This window comes from Streptomyces xiaopingdaonensis, assembly GCF_000262345.1.
Lineage (GTDB): Bacteria > Actinomycetota > Actinomycetes > Streptomycetales > Streptomycetaceae > Streptomyces > Streptomyces xiaopingdaonensis.
In genome coordinates this window covers 17,411-34,227 of sequence record NZ_AJTQ01000165.1, presented here as the reverse complement: position 1 = coordinate 34,227, position 16,817 = coordinate 17,411, and the positions used below count along the sequence as shown (strand labels likewise).

At 70.9% G+C, this 16,817-nt stretch carries 17 protein-coding genes and 1 pseudogene; 7 read left to right on the top strand and 11 right to left on the bottom strand.

What is annotated here, in order from left to right:
- Window positions 1–669, bottom strand: a 669-nt coding sequence (locus tag UWG_RS0113175) for a fumarate hydratase (protein ID WP_016907681.1), incomplete at its 3' end; no start/stop codon positions are given.
- 180 nt (window positions 670–849) lie between these two features.
- Here UWG_RS0113175 and UWG_RS0113170 point away from each other — a divergent pair.
- Together UWG_RS0113170 and UWG_RS0113165 are read left to right on the top strand one after the other, a co-directional pair.
- On the top strand, window positions 850–1,542 hold the full coding sequence (locus tag UWG_RS0113170) for a DUF1707 SHOCT-like domain-containing protein (protein ID WP_016907680.1): 693 nt from the start codon (window positions 850–852) through the stop codon (window positions 1,540–1,542).
- A gap of 203 nt (window positions 1,543–1,745) precedes the next feature.
- Window positions 1,746–2,111: a WhiB family transcriptional regulator gene (locus tag UWG_RS0113165; RefSeq protein WP_016907679.1), complete on the top strand. Its 366-nt coding sequence runs from the start codon at window positions 1,746–1,748 to the stop codon at window positions 2,109–2,111.
- 67 nt (window positions 2,112–2,178) lie between these two features.
- Here UWG_RS0113165 and glpX read toward each other — a convergent pair whose 3' ends face one another.
- Window positions 2,179–3,213, bottom strand: a complete 1,035-nt coding sequence (glpX, locus tag UWG_RS0113160; RefSeq protein ID WP_016907678.1) for a class II fructose-bisphosphatase — start codon at window positions 3,211–3,213, stop codon at window positions 2,179–2,181.
- Between the two features lie 233 nt (window positions 3,214–3,446).
- Here glpX and UWG_RS0113155 point away from each other — a divergent pair, with 233 nt between their 5' ends.
- Complete coding sequence (locus UWG_RS0113155) at window positions 3,447–4,040, top strand: DUF4245 domain-containing protein (RefSeq protein ID WP_016907677.1); 594 nt, start codon at window positions 3,447–3,449, stop codon at window positions 4,038–4,040.
- Window positions 4,041–4,091: 51 nt separating this feature from the next.
- On the opposite strand, the gene UWG_RS0113150 is transcribed toward UWG_RS0113155, so the two are convergent.
- The 4 genes from UWG_RS0113150 to UWG_RS0113135 form a co-directional block, all read right to left on the bottom strand.
- Complete coding sequence (locus tag UWG_RS0113150) at window positions 4,092–4,685, bottom strand: malonic semialdehyde reductase (protein ID WP_016907676.1); 594 nt, start codon at window positions 4,683–4,685, stop codon at window positions 4,092–4,094.
- A 140-nt stretch (window positions 4,686–4,825) separates the two neighbouring features.
- On the bottom strand, window positions 4,826–5,113 hold the full coding sequence (locus tag UWG_RS0113145) for an exodeoxyribonuclease VII small subunit (protein ID WP_016907675.1): 288 nt from the start codon (window positions 5,111–5,113) through the stop codon (window positions 4,826–4,828).
- Window positions 5,114–5,122: 9 nt separating this feature from the next.
- Window positions 5,123–6,337, bottom strand: coding sequence for an exodeoxyribonuclease VII large subunit (xseA, locus tag UWG_RS0113140; protein ID WP_016907674.1), 1,215 nt, complete (start codon window positions 6,335–6,337; stop codon window positions 5,123–5,125).
- Window positions 6,338–6,388: 51 nt separating this feature from the next.
- A complete protein-coding gene (locus UWG_RS0113135; RefSeq protein ID WP_016907673.1) occupies window positions 6,389–7,810 on the bottom strand; it encodes an APC family permease in 1,422 nt (473 codons plus the stop codon).
- 116 nt (window positions 7,811–7,926) lie between these two features.
- Between UWG_RS0113135 and UWG_RS0113130 the strand changes: the two genes are divergently transcribed.
- Window positions 7,927–8,910 (top strand): 4-hydroxy-3-methylbut-2-enyl diphosphate reductase, encoded by a 984-nt coding sequence (locus tag UWG_RS0113130; protein WP_029391412.1) that lies wholly within the window; start codon window positions 7,927–7,929, stop codon window positions 8,908–8,910.
- 33 nt (window positions 8,911–8,943) lie between these two features.
- Here the strand turns inward: UWG_RS0113130 and UWG_RS0113125 are convergent, their stop codons facing one another.
- From UWG_RS0113125 to UWG_RS0113115, 3 genes are all read right to left on the bottom strand, one after another.
- Window positions 8,944–9,666 carry a DUF6542 domain-containing protein gene (locus UWG_RS0113125; RefSeq protein ID WP_029391411.1) on the bottom strand — a complete coding sequence of 241 codons (723 nt, stop codon included), beginning with the start codon at window positions 9,664–9,666 and terminating at the stop codon, window positions 8,944–8,946.
- A gap of 176 nt (window positions 9,667–9,842) precedes the next feature.
- Complete coding sequence (locus tag UWG_RS0113120) at window positions 9,843–10,493, bottom strand: response regulator (RefSeq protein WP_016907670.1); 651 nt, start codon at window positions 10,491–10,493, stop codon at window positions 9,843–9,845.
- Window positions 10,490–11,617, bottom strand: a complete 1,128-nt coding sequence (locus tag UWG_RS0113115; RefSeq protein ID WP_016907669.1) for a sensor histidine kinase — start codon at window positions 11,615–11,617, stop codon at window positions 10,490–10,492. Before UWG_RS0113115 ends, UWG_RS0113120 begins: the two co-directional genes overlap by 4 nt.
- A 133-nt stretch (window positions 11,618–11,750) precedes the next feature.
- On the opposite strand from UWG_RS0113115, the gene UWG_RS0113110 reads away from it, so the two are divergent.
- From UWG_RS0113110 to ychF, 3 genes and pseudogenes are all read left to right on the top strand, one after another.
- Window positions 11,751–12,455 carry a class I SAM-dependent methyltransferase gene (locus UWG_RS0113110; protein WP_016907668.1) on the top strand — a complete coding sequence of 235 codons (705 nt, stop codon included), beginning with the start codon at window positions 11,751–11,753 and terminating at the stop codon, window positions 12,453–12,455.
- Window positions 12,452–12,910, top strand: a pseudogene (locus UWG_RS32160) (DedA family protein); the annotation flags it as partial. The gene UWG_RS0113110 and the pseudogene UWG_RS32160, both read left to right, overlap by 4 nt.
- Before the next feature lie 247 nt (window positions 12,911–13,157).
- A complete protein-coding gene (gene ychF / locus UWG_RS0113105) occupies window positions 13,158–14,246 on the top strand; it encodes a redox-regulated ATPase YchF (RefSeq protein ID WP_016907667.1) in 1,089 nt (362 codons plus the stop codon).
- A 245-nt stretch (window positions 14,247–14,491) separates the two neighbouring features.
- Here the strand turns inward: ychF and UWG_RS0113100 are convergent, their stop codons facing one another.
- Window positions 14,492–15,241: an SDR family NAD(P)-dependent oxidoreductase gene (locus tag UWG_RS0113100; RefSeq protein ID WP_029391410.1), complete on the bottom strand. Its 750-nt coding sequence runs from the start codon at window positions 15,239–15,241 to the stop codon at window positions 14,492–14,494.
- Between the two features lie 665 nt (window positions 15,242–15,906).
- A complete protein-coding gene (locus UWG_RS0113095) occupies window positions 15,907–16,815 on the bottom strand; it encodes a carbohydrate ABC transporter permease (protein WP_016907665.1) in 909 nt (302 codons plus the stop codon).
- Window positions 16,816–16,817: the final 2 nt, after the last annotated feature.

Genomic DNA, 16,817 nt, shown 5'->3' with positions numbered 1-16,817 from the left:
GCCCAGCGAACGGATCTTCTGCTCCAGGAACTTCATCATCGACCCCTCGTTGAGGACGGCCTTGGTCTCCTGGAAGAGGAAGGACTTGTTGGCGCTGCCGCCGCCCTTCGCCATGAAGAGGAACTTGTAGGCGTCACCGTCCTCCGCGTAGAGCTCGATCTGCGCGGGGAGGTTGCTTCCCGTGTTCCTCTCCTCCCACATGGTCAGCGGAGCCATCTGGGAGTAGCGGAGGTTGAGCTGCGTGTAGGCGTCGAAGATGCCGCGGGAGAGGGACTCCTCGTCGCCGCCCGAGGTGAGGACGTGTTGGCCTCGCTTGCCCATGACGATCGCCGTGCCGGTGTCCTGGCACATGGGCAGGACGCCGGCCGCCGCGATGTTGGCGTTCTTCAGCAGGTCGAGGGCGACGAAGCGGTCGTTGGCGCTCGCCTCGGGATCGTCGAGGATCTTGCGGAGCTGGGCGAGGTGCTCAGGGCGCAGGTAGTGCGAGATGTCGTGCATCGCCTCGGCCGCGAGCGTCTGCAACGCCTCCGGCTCCACCTTGAGGAAGGTGCGCCCGTCGGCCTCGAAGGTGCTCACGCCCTCGCTCGTGACGAGTCGGTACGGGGTGGGGTCCGCGCCGACGGGAAGCATCTCCGTGTAGGAGAACGCCGGTTGGGAGCTGGCAGACATAGGGCTCTTCCTCTCACTTCGGTGCGCGGCCGGGCGTGGTGCTGGTCCGTCGACTCGCGGCGATGCGTCCCTCAGGTTAGAACCCCCGCGTGCACCGGGGGTCGTGAGGTCCGTCCGGTCGAGGCGTCGGGTTGTCCACAGGGGGTGGTCGCGATCTATCGCGTCTCGTAGCCTTGGGGCGTGACTGAGGACTCCCCGCTGAAGAAGCAGCCCGAGCGCGCCCCGGCGCCCGCCCGCGAGGCGACCGTCCGCGCCTCCGACGCCGACCGGGACCGCATCGCCGAGATTCTGCGCGAGGCGCTCGCCGAGGGCCGGCTCGACGCCGCCGAGCATGCGGAGCGTCTCGACGGGGTCTACGGGGCCAAGACGCTCGGCGAACTGGAGCCGCTCATAGCCGACCTGCCGGCGGGTGCGCGCAGCGAGCAGGGACCGCGGGTGGAGGCCGGGCCCTCCGAGTACCGCTGGGAGGCGCCGCGGCCCGGCGGGTGGAAGGAGAACCTCGTCGCGGTCTTCAGCGCGTCGGTGCGCAAGGGGCGTTGGAACGTCCCGCCGAGGATCAACGCGGTCTCGGTCTTCGGCAGTGTGGAGATCGACCTCAGTCAGGCGGTCTTCACCGAGCAGTACGTCGTCATCAACGCGACGGCGGTCTGCGGGAGCGTGGAGATACAGGTGCCGGAGAACGTCACCCTCCGGCAGAAGGGGGCGGGTGTCTTCGGCGGCTTCGATGTCGAGTGCGCCGAGGCCACGGACCCGCAGGCGCCGGTCGTGCTGGTCCAGGGGGCGGGGGTGCTGGGCTCGGTCGAGGCGAAGCCCAAGCGCGGCAGGCTGCTGAGGAATCTCCGCGCGGGCGACCGCCTGCGGAAGGAGGAGTGAACGCGGAGCGGAGGGTTCCCTTCCGTACCGCGGGGGCCGCAGGAGTCCCACCGGTCTGACGAGTCAGACGATGCCACGGTATGCATACCGACGCGCACAGCGGGTAGGGCTGGTGCATCGTCGCTCGTGCGGTAGGGAGGCCAACTGCCGTGCGCAGAAAGACGGGTGAAGGGGAATCACCGACGTCTCGTCAGGAGCAGACCGTGCTGCACACGCCGCATCAGTCCCCGAAGACCGCCACCGTGCCCGCGCAGCGCTCCCCGCTGGGGGACCAGCCAGGGCCGTGGCACTCCGAGGCCGTGTGCCGCAGGGACGAGGCGGGGCTCTTCTTCGCGCCCTCGAAGGAGCCGACCGCCGCGCGGCTCTCCCGTGAGCAGGCGGCCAAGCGCGTCTGCGCCGGCTGCCCCGTGCTCGCCGAGTGCCGCGAGCACGCCCTCCTTCTCCCCGAACCGTACGGCGTCTGGGGCGGGTTGACGGCTGCCGAGCGGCGCGTGGTCCTCGCCCGCCGGCGCCGTCGGGAGACGGCCGCGGAGAAGGTGGCGGCCGCCCCCGTCGAGCGCATCGCCTGAAGCTCGGCCCGCCCCAGGGTTCCGGGGGCCGGGCCGAGGGACGTCCCGTAGCGCGTGTCCGAGGCGGTCAGTTGGCGCGGTCGAAATCGATGGCGCTGTAGGCCCGCAGCTTCGAAAGCTGGTGGGTGGACTCGATCTGGCGGAGAGTCCCCGACTTCGAGCGCATCACGAGCGACTGCGTGTACGCGCGCTCGCCCCGGTAGTGCACGCCGCGCAGCAGGTCGCCGTCGGTGATACCGGTGGCGACGAAGAAGACGTTGTCGCCCTTGACGAGGTCGCGTTCGGTGAGCACCTTCTCCAGGTCGTGGCCGGCGTCGAGTGCGGCTTGCCGCTCCTCGTCGTCCTTGGGCCACAGCTTGCCCTGCATGGCGCCGCCGAGGCAGGTGATCGCGCAGGCCGCGATGATCCCTTCCGGGGTGCCGCCGATCCCGAGGAGGAGATCGACTCCCGTCCCCTCCCGCACGGCCATGATCGCGCCGGCCACGTCGCCGTCGGAGATGAACTTGATCCGGGCACCAGCCTCCCGGACCTCCTTCACAAGGCCCTGGTGGCGCGGGCGGTCGAGGATCACCACGGTGACGTCCTCGGGTCCGCAACCCTTCGCTTTCGCGATGCGCCGGATGTTCACGGCGGGCGGCGCCGAGATGTCGACGAACTCGGCGGCGTCGGGGCCCGTGACGAGCTTGTCCATGTAGAAGACCGCGCTCGGGTCGAACATCGACCCGCGTTCCGCCACCGCGAGGACCGAGACCGCGTTGCCCATGCCCTTGGCGGTGAGCGTGGTGCCGTCCACGGGGTCGACGGCGACATCGCACTCGGCGCCCGTGCCGTCGCCGACGCGCTCCCCGTTGTAGAGCATCGGGGCCTCGTCCTTCTCGCCCTCGCCGATGACGACGACGCCGTTCATCGAGACGGTCGAGACGAGGGTGCGCATCGCCTTCACGGCCGCCCCGTCGGCGCCGATCTTGTCGCCGCGGCCGACCCAGCGGCCGGAGGCCATCGCCCCGGCCTCGGTGACCCGGACGAGTTCCAGGGCGAGGTTGCGGTCGGGCGCCTCCGGGCTCACTTCGAGCTGGGAGGGCAGGTGATGGTTCTCTGACATCGGAACCCGCCTTTCTGTACGGCGACGGCCGCGCTACTGAGGGTGCTTACGACTCTACCGGGCTTCGAAAATTTGAGCAGGTGCACCCTCGGATGAGCGGTCGAGGCGCTCAACTTGCCGTCACTGCACGGAATCCGCACGCAAAACAGTATGTGTCAGCATCCGCGATCCGCGCGCATCGGGCCGCCCCCGCCCGCCCGCGGACGGTCCCCGCGTGCCGGCCCTCTGCGCCCATGGGGGACGATGTCGAGGTGGCAGCAGACAAGCAGCGCGGCAAGCAGACGGTGCGGGACATGCTGATCTCACTCGCGGTGATCCTCCTCGCCGCCTGGGTGATCTACCTTTTCATCCCGCACGACGAAGACCAGGACCCGGTCCGTCCCGTCAGCTACCGGGTCGAGCTCGACTCGGCCCGCCGTGCGGCGCCGTACCCGGTCGCCGCGCCCGTCGGCCTGCCCGACGGCTGGCGCGCCACCTCCGTCACCTTCCAGGGCGAGGGCTCCGGCGCCGTCGACTGGCACCTCGGCTTCATGTCCCCCGAGGACGAGTACGCGGCCGTCGAGCAGAGCGACGCCGAACGCCCCGCGAAGTTCATACGGGACGTGACCCAGGGGGCGGAGAAGTCCGAGCGCACCCAGCAGGTCGAAGGCGACGCGTGGGTGCGGTACCAGGGGGAGAAGTACGACGCGCTCGTCCGCACCGACGAGGAACAGGCGGTGACCACCGTGGTGACGGGGACGGCCGGATTCGCCGAACTCGGAGAGCTCGCCGGCGCGTTGCAGGAGAAGAAGGGTTCGTCCGGCTCCTCGCCCTCGGCGACGCCCTGATCCGGAGACCGGCCGGGGCCGGGCTCCGGCCGGGCGGCCGTTCCGCGTGCGTCAGACCGTGGTGACGGCGTCCTCGAACGCGAGCCGGGGCGCGCGCGGCTTGTGGCCGTCGGGGGCGGTCGTGCCGATGTTCACCACGACGAGCGCGTGCTGCCTGCCGTCGCCGAAGAACTCCTTGTCGACACCGGCTGCGTCGAAGCCCGTCATCGGTCCTGCGCCGAGGCCGGCGGCGCGGATGCCGAGGATGAAGTAGCCGATCTGAAGAGTGGCGTTGAGGGTGCCGGAGGACTCGCGGAACGCCTCGTCGGCGAAGAGGGTGTCCTTCAGCTGGGGCTTCAGCGGGAGGAGTTCGGGCAGCCGCTCGTGGAAGTCGAGGTCGACGGCGAGTACCGCGGTGAGCGGGGCCGTGCGCGTCTTCGCCTGGTTGCCTTCCGACATGTGCGAGACGAGACGCTCCCGCGCCTCCGGGCTGCGGACGAGCGTGACGCGCAGCGGTGACTGGTTGAACGCGGTGGGCGCGTACTTGATGAGGTCGTAGACCTCCTGGATCTGCTCTTCGGTCACCGGCTCGTCGGTGAACCGGTGCGCCGTGTGCGCCTCCTTGAAGAGCAGGTCCTGGGCGGCGGGGTCGAGGGGGAGGGTCATGACTGCCTTTTCGTGCTGGTGCGTTGTGTGCAACTGTGACTGTACGAGCCACATATTTCAGCTTCAACGAAAAACGGAACGATCTTCTTCCGTTAACGTTGTGCACCACCACGGCACTGCCATGCGCCTTCTCGGCGGAGTCAGCTCTCCGTGCCGCCTTCCTCGCCCTCGGTTTCGTCCCCTTCTTCCTCCGCTTCGAGGACGGCGTCGAGCCGGGCGCGGGCGCCCTCCAGCCATTCGCGGCAGATCCGCGCGAGCTCCTCGCCGCGCTCCCAGAGCGCGAGCGACTCCTCCAGCGAGGTGCCCCCGGCCTCCAACCGCTGGACCACCTCGATCAGTCGGGCCCTGGCATGCTCGTACCCGAGGCCGGCTTCCTCGGCGCTGCCGTCCTCTTCCTCGTCGGCCCCGTCCTGTGCGCGCGTCGTCATGGCCCCACCCTATGAGTCCGGTCCGACAACCACCTCGAAGCCGCCTTCGGCGACCCGGGCGCTGAGCTTCTCCCCCGCCTCCACCTCCGCCGGATCGCGCACCACGCCGCCGCCGTCCCGCTGGAGCACCGCGTACCCGCGCCGGAGGGTCGCGGCGGGGGAGAGCGCCACGACGCGCGCCCTGGTGTGCGCCAACTCGTCCTCGGCGCGGTCGAGTCGATGGCCCAGGACGCGGCGCGCGCGGTCGAGCCAGTGCGCCGTGTCCTCCTCGCGCTCCTCGACGAGGGTGTACGGCTCGGCCAGCGCCGGGCGGCTCAGAATTCCGGCGAGGCCACGCTCCTCCCGTTCCAGCAGCCCGTCCACCGCGCGCCGGGAGCGCCGGCGGAGCTGCGCGATCCGCTCGTGCTCCTCGCCGACGTCGGGCACGGTGTCCTTCGCCGCGTGCGTCGGGGTGCGGGAGCGTACGTCGGCGACCAGGTCGAGGAGCGGGGCGTCGGCCTCGTGGCCGATCGCGGAGACGAGCGGCGTCCGGCACTCGGCGACGGCGCGGACGAGCCGCTCGTCGGAGAAGGGGAGGAGGTCCTCCATGCCGCCGCCGCCCCGCGTGACGATGATGACGTCGACCTCGCGGTGCGCGTCGAGTTCGCGGACGGCCTCGATCACCTGGGGCACCGCGTTGACCCCCTGCACCGCGGTGTTGCGGACCTCGAAGCGGACGGCGGGCCAGCGCTCGCGCGCGGTGTGGAGGACGTCCCGCTCGGCGTCGGAAGCGCGGCCCGTCACCAGGCCGATGCGGTGCGGCAGGAACGGCAGGGCGCGCTTGCGGTCGGTGGCGAAGAGCCCTTCGGCGGCCAGCTTCTTCTTCAACTGCTCGAGCCGCGCGAGGAGTTCACCGACGCCGACCGGGCGGATCTCGGCGGCGCGCAGCGACAGCCGCCCGCCCCGTGCGTACCACTCGGGCTTGGCGTGGAGCACCACGCGCGAGCCTTCGGCGACGACGTCCTTGACGCGCTCGTAGACCTGCCGATAGCAGGTGACGGTGAGCGAGACGTCCCGCGAGGGATCCCGGAGGGTGAGGAAGACCATGCCCGCGCCCGGCCGCGGCGAGAGCTGCACGATCTGCCCCTCCACCCAGACCGCGCCGAGCCGGTCGATCCAGCCGCCGATGAGCCGCGAGACCTCGCTGACGGGAACCGGCGTCTCGGCCGACGTCTGCAGAGCCATGCCCGCGAGGATAGGCCCCGCCACCGACAGCGGGACACCTCGCGCGGGCGGTCACCCCGCGCCGGGCCCCTCGCGCTCGCCCTCCACCGGTACGTCGTCGAGCCGCCCGCGGCTGCGGAGCACCGCCAGTGCGACGAGGGCGACGACGAACCACACCAGGCCGACCCAGTGCGCCTCCCGGTTCGCCGTGACGATCACCGCGACGACGATCGCCAGGCCGACGAGCGGGAGCAGCCAGTCGCGCACGAACCCGGCGGTCGCCCCGCGCCTGGTGAGGCCGTAGTACCCGATGACCGAGAGGTGCAGCATCCCGAACCCGAAGAGCGCGCCGATGTCGACGATCGAGACGAGCCTGTCGAGACCGTCGGCCGCGCGGGCCGCCCAGACCGCGGCGGCCATCGTGATCGCGGCGCTGACCAGCAGCGTGATCCAGGGGACCCCGGTGCGGCGGGAGATCGTGGCGAGCCCGTGCGGCAGCCGGCGGTCCCGCGCCATCGCGAAGAGGAGCCGCCCCGCCGCCGCCTGCCCGGCGAGCGCGGCGAAGGCGGCGCCCAGCGCCTTGCTGGCGGCGACGAGCGTCTCCAGCCAGCCGCCGATGGAGGAGTTGACCGCCTCGTAGAACGCCGGGCCCTGGGCGGCGGGGTCGTCCGCGAGCTCCTGCGAGGTCTCCGGCGAGAGGAGCGCGGCGAGGTAGGTTTGGATGATGAAGAGGATGCCGGTGGTGATGAGGCACCACACCAGCGCACGTGCCACCGGCGAGCGCTGTCCGTCGGTTCCTCGGCCCCCGGTCGCCTCCTCGGCGAAGTTGGCGATCGCGTCGAAGCCGAGGTAGGAGAGGACCGCGATGGAGACCGCGCTGAGCACGGCCTCGGCCGAGAACCCGTTGTCACCCGTCAGCGGCGAGAGCCAGTCGCGCTCGGGCCCGTGCTGCGCCAGCGCCACGGCGGCCGCCACGACGAAGACGGCGAGCGCGGCCAACTCCAGCGCCAGCACGAGGAATCCGACCAACGCCGCCCTGCGCACCCCGGAGAGGTTGAGCGCCGTCGTCACCACGACGGCGAGCGCCGTCCACACCCACTGGTCGACCTCCGGGACGAGCTGCGCCATCGCGATCCCGGAGAAGAGGTAGGCGACGGCCGGGATGAGCACGTAGTCGAGCATCATCATCCAGCCGGCGAGGAACCCGGCCGACGGCCCGAGCCCCGCCCGCGCGTACGCGTAGACCGAGCCGGCGTGCGGGACGGCGCGCAGCATCCGCGCGTACGAGTAGGCCGTGAAGCCCATGGCGATCGTCGCCACGACGTAGACGAGGGGGACGGTGCCCTGACTCCTCGCGTCGAGGGCGCCGTAGATGCCGACGGGGGCCATCGGCGCGATGAACAGCAGTCCGTAGACGATCAGATCGCGGAAGGTGAGCGTGCGGCGCAGCTCACCGCCGGAGCCGGGCTCGGGGAGGCGTGGCAGTTCGGGCACGGGCTCACCATGCCGGAAAACGGTGCGGCGCAGGGGGAGGACGGGCCGATCAGCGAGGTGGCCGGCGGGGGCGGGCGTCCGCGCGTGGCCCGTTGAAAGGCATTTAGGATGGGCGCATGACTGCATCGCCCGCCCGCCGTGTGCTGCTCGCCGCCCCCCGTGGCTACTGCGCCGGCGTGGACCGAGCCGTAATCGCCGTCGAACAGGCTCTGGAGCAGTACGGCGCGCCCGTCTACGTCCGCCACGAGATCGTGCACAACAAATACGTGGTGCGCACCCTGGAGAAGAAGGGCGCGATCTTCGTCGAGGAGACCTCGGAGGTGCCGCCCGGGGAGATCTGCGTCTTCTCCGCGCACGGCGTCGCGCCCGAGGTGCACGAGGAGGCCGCCCGCGGCCGGCTCGCGACGATCGACGCCACCTGCCCGCTCGTCACCAAGGTGCACAAGGAAGCGGTCAGGTACGCCAAGGAGGACTACGACATTCTCCTCATCGGCCACGAAGGCCATGAGGAGGTCATCGGCACCAGCGGCGAGGCGCCCGAGCACATCACGCTCGTCGACGGCCCGGAAGACGTGGAGAACGTCGAGGTCCGGGACCCGGAGCGGGTCGTCTGGCTCTCCCAGACGACGCTCTCGGTCGACGAGACGATGGAGACCGTCGACGCGCTCAAGGGCCGCTACCCCGACCTCGTCTCGCCGCCCACGGACGACATCTGCTACGCGACGCAGAACCGCCAGACCGCGATCAAGAAGGTCGCCGCCGAGTCGGACCTCGTCCTCGTCGTCGGCTCGCAGAACTCCTCGAACTCGGTGCGCCTCGTGGAGACGGCGCTCTCGCACGGAGCCAAGGCGGGCCACCTCGTCGACGGCGCCGAGGAGATCGACCCGGCCTGGCTGGAGGGCGTCACCACCGTGGGCGTTTCCTCCGGCGCCTCGGTGCCCGAGGTGCTCGTCGACGGGGTCCTCGACTGGCTGGAGCAGCACGGCTGGGCCGACGTCGAGATCGTCCAACCCGTTGAGGAGCGCATGCAGTTCTCGCTGCCGAAGGAGCTGAGGAGGGACCTCCGCGCCGAGGCGGCAGCCGCTTCCGGCTCCGACTGAGCCGGCCGCACGCCCGGTGGCCGGGCGCCGTCGTCAGCGACGGCGCCCGGCCACGATGCTGATACGGCGCAGCAGCACCACGGCGCCCGCGAGGCCCGTACCCGCGTACACCCAGCCGGCGTTGAGCGCCAGGTGCGTGAAGACGTCCTGGGCGAGACCGGAGAACCCCTCGCCGGGGCCGCCAAGCGTCAGCAGCCCTGCTGTGAACGCGAGCGGGGCGGCGATGGGCGCCGCGATCAGTTCGGCCGCACGCACCCAGCACGCCGAGGCGAGGACGGCGAGGAGGAACAGGACGCAGTAGACGACGGGTTCGCCGTCGAGCAGCGCCGCGTCCGCCGCTCCGACGAGCAGCATCGCCGTCGTCGCGAGCAGTCCGCAGCCGAGCCCCGTCAGCCGGGCGCGGGGGAGGCGTGCCGCGCGGTCGGCGAGCGGTCGGGGGAGCATCCGGAGGAGCAGCGCCCTGGAGGTCGGTGCACGGCGGTCTTCGGGACGGCTCCGGCGGGCGTCGCCGCGGGGCGTCTCGGCGTCTTTCGGCGGCGCGGAGGGTCTGCGGCCGCGCTGGGGCCCCTCTTTCCCCGGCGTCCGGACGCCGGCCGCCGGCGGGTCGGGGACCGCGACGGGCTCCGCGGGGTGGGGTACCGCGGGCGCGCGGTAGAGCCGCTCTTCCTCGGGGGTCGTCGTGCCGCTGTTGCCCGTCTTCCGCTCCCGCCGCACTCGCGGTTCGTGCGGGGTCGTGCGCGCGCTGCGTTGCTCCACCGGGCCACGGTAGGCGGTGCCCCCGGGGCTGCGGGGCGACGGACACGCGTGCGGAGGTGGGGTGTCGGGCGTGCGGCGGTGGGCGGAACGGCCGGTTGCCGGAGCTACGGGTCTTTCAGGGCGTATGCCAAGTTTGGTGCGCAAGCCCGCAATTGCCCCCCGGCCCGCCGGGCACCTCAGCCGGTGAAGCCGGCGTCGCGGGCGCGGAGGGCGGCCTGTACGCGGTTGTCGGCCTCCAGCGCGGTGAGGATGCGGCTGACGTGTGCCTTGACGGTGCTTTCGCGCATGCCGAGGTGTGCGGCGATCTCCGCGTTGGTCTTCCCGCGGGAGAGCAGCGCGAGCACCTCGCGTTCGCGCGGGGTGAGGCTCTCCAGCTTGTCCCGGGCGGCCGCGGTCCTGGAGTGGCCGGCCTGGTGGTAGCGGTCGATGAGCCTGCGCGCCGCCGCGGGATGGAGCATCGCCGAACCGGAGGCGACGAGGTGGACGGCGCGGAGGATCTCGGCAGGGGCCGTGTCCTTGAGGAGGAAGCCGTCGGCTCCGGCCGTGAGGGAGTCGTAGACGTACTCGTCGAGATCGAAAGTGGTCAGCGTGATCACGCTCGGAGGGTGGGGCAGGGCGCGCAGGCGGGCGGTCGCCGCGATGCCGTCCATGCGCGGCATGCGCACGTCGACCAGGGCGACGTCGACGCGGTGGGCCGTGGCGAGTTCGACCGCGTGGAGGCCGTCGGACGCCTGGGCGACCGTCTCGATCGCCTCGTCCCCGTCGAGCAGGTCGGCGAGTCCCAGACGGACGAGGGCGTCGTCGTCGACGATCATGGCGCGGATCATGTGCGGGAACTTTCCTGTCCGTCGGGGGCGGGATGGGCGATACGGGCCGCGAGTCGCCAGTCGGAGCCGTGCGGGCCGGCGCTGAGCTCTCCGCCGAGCGCGGAGACGCGCTCGCGCAGCCCCACCAGCCCGAAGCCCGAGGGCTCTGCGAGCGCGGCGGGGGTGCCGGGGCCGTTGACGACCTCGACCGTGGTGTCGGGCGGCCGGTAGTCGAGGCGGATGTGCACCGGTGAACCCGCGGCGTGCTTACGGGCGTTGGTGAGACCTTCCTGCACGAGCCGGTAGACGGCGAGCCGGTGCGCGGCCGGAGCCTCCTCGGCGCGGCCCTCGACGTCCAGTTCGACGTGCTGGGACTGCCGTGCCTGCGCGACGAGTTCCCGCACGTCGCGCAGGACGGGTGCCGTTCCGGCCGCGTCCGGGGTGTGCAGGGCGCCGAGGACGTCCCGCAGGTCGGCCAGGGCCTGCGTGGAGGTGGTGCGCAGCAGCGCGAGGCGTTCCGCGACCGGTTCGGGGAGCGCGTCGGACTTGGTGGCGAGCACGCCGGAGTGGAGCGCGACGAGACTCAGACGGTGGGCGAGCACGTCGTGCATCTCCGCGGCGACGCGGGAGCGTTCGGCGGCGCGCGCGGCCTCCTCCCGGAGCTCCCGCTCGACGCGCAACCGCTCCACCTGCGAGTTGAGCAGTCCCACCAGGCGGTGACGGCTTCCCACCCACAACCCGCCGACGACGGCCAGGAGAAGGAACAGCGTGGAGCCGTACTGCTGGGGCCGCCAGAGCGAATCCGGCTCCAGCGACGAGGAGTTGGCGACCATGACGGCGACGCCGCAGCAGACCGCCCACGCGGGCCGGCGGCGCGCAGCGAGATCGAAGAGGGCGACGAGGAGCAGTGGCAGCATCGGCCACCCCCACGCACCCGTCGCCACCGTTGTGCTCACCGGCGCGACGAGCCAGGGCAGACGGCGCACCAGCAGCGCCGCCCCGCACAGCAGGGCGACCGCGGTCCGCCAGGTCAGGTAGGCACCGTCTGCGCCGACGGACGCGCTCTGCACGGCGTTGAGCACCAGTACCAGGATCAGTGCCCTGCGCCCGTAGGCGGCCCAGGGAAGGTCCTCTCTCCGTCTCATCCCCGAGACCTTAGGCGCGCCGATCATGTGCTGTCCCCCGACCGACTTCTGCCCGCGCCCCCGACTTTGGTAGGGGTGGGCCGTCGCGGGAAGGCGGATTCACCGTCCCGGCCCGGTTCCTAGCGTCTCCGGCATGGATCACGAGACCGCGCGGCACGACCGACCTCCGCGCTCCGACGGCTGGGCCTTCCTCAGGGAAGCCGCCAGGGACATGCGTACCACCGGCGCCGTCGCACCCAGCGGCAGAGGGCTCGCGCACGCGTTGAGCGAACCGGCGTGCGCCCCCGCGCACGGCCCCGCGACCGTCCTCGAAGCGGGCGCGGGCACAGGCGTGGTGACGAGCGCGCTCCTCTCGCGGCTGCCGAGGGGGAGCCGACTGGACGTCGTCGAAGCCAACCCGCGCTTCGCCGACCGGCTGCAACGCCTCGCAGACCGGCACCGACAGGACGGAAAGGAGGTGCGGCTCCACCTGCGTCCCGTCGAGGAGGTGGAGACCGACCGGAGCTACGACGCCGTCGTCTCCGGCCTGCCCTTCGCGAACTTCGCACCCCGGCACGTCGCGACGGTCATGGAGCGGTACCTCGAACTGCTGCGTCCCGGAGGCACGTTGACCTACTTCGCCTACCTCGGCACCCTCCCGGCCTCCGCCCTGTTCGCCTCCCGCAACCGGACGCGGCGGCACCGGGCCGTCGAGGAGGTGCTCGCCGGCTACCGGCGCAGCTACGCAACCGGCTGCCGGACGGTGTGGCCCAACCTTCCACCCGCGAGGGTCTGGCAGCTCCGACGGCCGGCGCCGGCGGCGCCCGCGCCTCGCCGCGAAGCCGTGGCCGTCGGATGAACGGGGCGCTGGAACAGGCGCCCGCCGGTGCGTACGCCGTCGTGGCGCTGGCCGTCCTCGCCGAATCGGTCCTGCTCGTCGGGGCGTTCGTCCCCACCCTGACGCTGCTGCTCGCGGCCGGCGGGCTGGCGCGGGCCGGTCGGCTGGACCTGCCCGTGCTGGTCGCGGTCGCCGCGTCCGCGGTGGTGGCGGGGGACTTCCTCGCCCACCGGACCGGCCGCACGCTCGGCGCCCGTATGCGTACGGGACGACTCGGCCGCCGCCTGCCCGCCTCCGTCTGGCAGCGTGCCGAGACGCTCATGGACCGCCGGGGCCGGCAGGCCGTCTTCCTGGGCCGCTTCCTGCCGGTGGTGCGGACCCTCGTGCCCCACCTCGCGGGTGCCGCTCGGCTGCCCTATCGGCGCCTCGCCCCCGCGAGCGCGGCGGCCGGATTGCTGTGGTCGGCGGCGGAGACCGCCGCCGGGTACGTCGCGGCCGCCTCCCTCCGGTACGCCCTCGGCCCCTCGCTCGTGCTGGGGGCGGCTGCCGGCGCCGTGGTGTGGGCGAAGAGGCGCGGCCGTGCGTGCGTCCTGCCGTGGATCGGCGGCCGGCCCTCCTCGGCCCGGGGCCGGTCGTGCCGTCCGAGGGCGCCCGTAGACTGGTGGACTGGTCCGTGCTCGGCGGGCCGGTCCTCAAGATCCTCTCGCTACGGGAAGTCGCCACGTGTCGCTCACGATCGGAATCGTCGGCCTGCCCAACGTCGGCAAGTCGACCATGTTCAACGCCCTGACCAAGAACGACGTCCTGGCGGCCAACTATCCGTTCGCCACCATCGAACCCAACGTCGGCGTCGTCGGTGTGCCGGACGCGCGGCTCGCGGAGCTCGCCCGGCTCTACGACTCGCAGAAGGTGCTGCCCGCCACCGTCGACTTCGTCGACATCGCCGGCATCGTGCGGGGCGCCAGCGAGGGCGAGGGGCTGGGGAACAAGTTCCTCCACAACATCCGCGAGTCCGACGCGATCTGCCAGGTGATCCGCGCCTTCAAGGACGACAACGTCGTCCACGTGGACGGCCGCATCTCCCCCGCGCACGACATCGACACGATCAACACCGAGCTGATCCTCGCCGACCTCCAGACGATCGAGAAGGTCCTGCCGCGGCTGGAGAAGGAGGCCCGGGTCAAGAAGGACCGGCAGCCCGAGCTGAAGGCCGTCCAGGAGGCGAAGGAGATCCTGGAGAAGGGCAACACCCTCTTCTCCGAGGGCATCCGCCAGGGCACCGAGTCCGCGGCGCTCCTCCACGACCTCCACCTCCTGACGACCAAGCCCTTCCTCTACGTCTTCAACGTCGACGAGGACGAACTCACCGACGAGGAGTTCAAGCAGGAGCAGCGCGACCTGGTCGCCCCCGCCGAAGCCGTCTTCCTCAACGCCAAGCTCGAGGCCGACCTCGCCGAACTCGACGAGGAGGAGGCCCTCGAACTCCTCAACACGGTCGGCCAGGAGGAGCCGGGACTCGCCACCCTGGCACACGTCGGCTTCCGCACTCTCGGCCTCCAGACCTACCTCACGGCCGGCCCCAAGGAGGCCCGCGCCTGGACGATCCCGAAGGGCGCCACGGCCCCCGAGGCGGCCGGCGTCATCCACACCGACTTCCAGAAGGGCTTCATCAAGGCCGAGATCATCTCCTACGACGACCTCATGGAGACCGGCTCCGTCCCCGAGGCCCGCGCCAAGGGGCGGGCTCGGATGGAGGGCAAGGATTACGTGATGCGGGACGGGGATGTGGTGGAGTTCAGATTTTCGAACTGACACCTTGCGTCGAGACAAGAAGGAGCCTGGACAGGGAACACGATGTCCAACGCTCCTTCGCATCTCGACGAGGCCGGCGAGTGGGCTGGCCTGTGGTGGCTGCCGGACGACCCGACGTCGAGGTTGGTCCTTCGCCGTCACCGATCGCCGCGGGGAAGACCCCGGGCTGCCGGCGTGGTATGCGGGTCAGGCAGTGTTCTGGCGACGCACTATCCGGCGGCAGGCGGCGACGGGGTGCCTGGTGGTTACGAGAGTGAGATCCCCATTCCGCCATCGGCCATCACGACGGAACCGACCAGGTAGCTGGCACGGTCGGAGGCGAGGAAGGCGATCACTTCAGCGATCTCCTTCGGTTGGGCAGCACGCTTGATGGGGGTGCCGCGGCCGTGTTCGGCGAGGAACTCCTGCCCGTCAGACCGCACATCGTTGAGGATGTTGGTGACCACGTCGCCGGAACCGACCGCGTTCACGCGTACACCGTGCTCAATGGCCTCCACGGCCGCCGCACGGGTGAGTTGCGCCAACGCTCCCTTCGATGCGGCGTAAGCCGCGATCGTGGGGAAAACCTGGAAGGACGCATAGGAAGCGACGTTCACGATCGCGCCCGAACCCTGCTCAGACATGACCTTCAGCGCCTCCCGCGTATGCAGAAAGGCACCGATGGTGTTCACCGTCAGGACCGAGTTGAAATCCTGCAAGCTCATCTCGGTTACCCGCTGATTGATGATGACACCCGCATTGTTCACGAGCACATCCAGCGAGCCGAACTCGTCGCGGGCCAGTGCGACAGCACGCGCCGCGCTGTCTTCCTCGGTGACATCGGCGACCAGGGGAACGATGCCCTGCTGTGCCATCTGCTCGACCGCGGGATCACGGTCCTCGGCGACTACCTGAACGCCTCGATCGTGTAGCAGAAGAGCAGTCGCCCTGCCGATTCCGCTTGCCGCTCCCGTGACTATGGCCGTCTTACCGGCCAGACTTCGGTCGTCGCTCAACTCGGACTCCTTTGTTGTGAGATGGAACTTCATTTCAGTCGCTGACCAGTACATCCACCTGCTCGTCTGCGGTCCGGCCATCCGGCGATGCCGAGATGCAGCGGCGACGCAGAAACAGGTTTTCCTGCTCGCGGAGAGATTTTCGCCAAAGCCAACAGGCGCTGCCCGCGGCAAGTGAACTCTGCGTCCGGACGGGCCGTTTGCTCAGTGCCGTTTCGTGTTACCGGCCGAGGGTCCGGTCGGAGTGTCGCAGGTCATGCGTTGCCTCTCTGTCGCCTGTACGGGAAGGCTCCGGTCGCTGTTTCGGTGGTGGGGCGGTTTCCACTGAACCAGCTCCGGGCGGGCGGGAGAGGCCGCAGAAGGGCCCCCGTCGTCGGGGGACGGAATGGGCCACCTTCCCGCTGCCGAACCCTCCGCGGATGCGCGAGTCTTGGGTGATGGACCGTCAGCACCCCACCAGCGCACCGATGGCGGAGTTCCTCCGCTCCGCCCGCTCGCGCCTCACCCCGCAGGAAGCCGGACTCGACGCCCGTTCGCCCTGGGACTTCTCCCGCGTGCCAGGATGCGCGGGACGACGCGGAGCTTGCGTTGCAGGAGCTGGTTGAGCCGCGCACCCGACCAACATGCTTCCGCTTGCGGGAAGAGCCGGTCCGACGGTCAGTTGGTCAGCCCTTGACGCCGGTGAGGGTGATGCCCTTCACGAAGCTCTTCTGGGCGAAGAAGAAGAGGATCACGACGGGGAGCGCCGCCAGCAGCGAGGCGGCCATCGTGAGATTCCACTCGACCTGGTAGGAGCCGCGGAACTGGGTGAGCCCCACCGGCAGGGTCCAGGCGCTTTCGTTGTTGCCGACGTAGAGCAGCGGACCGAGGAAGTCGTTCCAGCAGAACGTGAATTGGAAGACAGCGACGGCGGCCAGGGCGGGCTTCGTCATCGGGAGGACGACGCGCACCAGTGTGCGGAGTTCGCTGCAGCCGTCCAACCGTGCCGCCTCCAGATACTCCTGCGGAACGGTGAGGAAGAACTGCCGGAGCAGGAAGATGCTGAAGGCGTGGCCGAAGAAGAGCGGCGCCACCAAGGGGACCAGCGTGCCGACCAGATCGACCGAGGCCCACATCGAGAAGAGTGGGACGAGCGTCACCTGCGGGGGAAGCATCATGACGCCGACGGTCATCAGCAGCCATACGTGCCTGCCTCGCCACTCCAACTTCGCCATCGCGTAGGCGGCGGGCACGCTGGAGAGCAGCGTCCCGAGCGTGCCGAGGACCGCGTACAGCAGGGTGTTGCCCGCGTACCGCGCCAGCGGAATCCGTTCGAAGACCTCGACGAAGTTGTGCCACTGGAAGGTCTCGGGCCACAGACTCGCCGACAGTGTCTGCGAGTTGCTCATCAGCGCAGTGAGGGCGATGAGCACGAACGGCACCAGCACCAAGAACGCCAGGGCGATGACGAAGGCGCGTTCCGCGACCGTCTCCAGGAACTGCTGCCTCCGCCTGCGGACGACCTGACGATCGAGGCCCGGCCGCGGCGGCTGCGGCCCGGCGGCCCTACGGCGAGTCGGGGCGAGAGTGGACATCG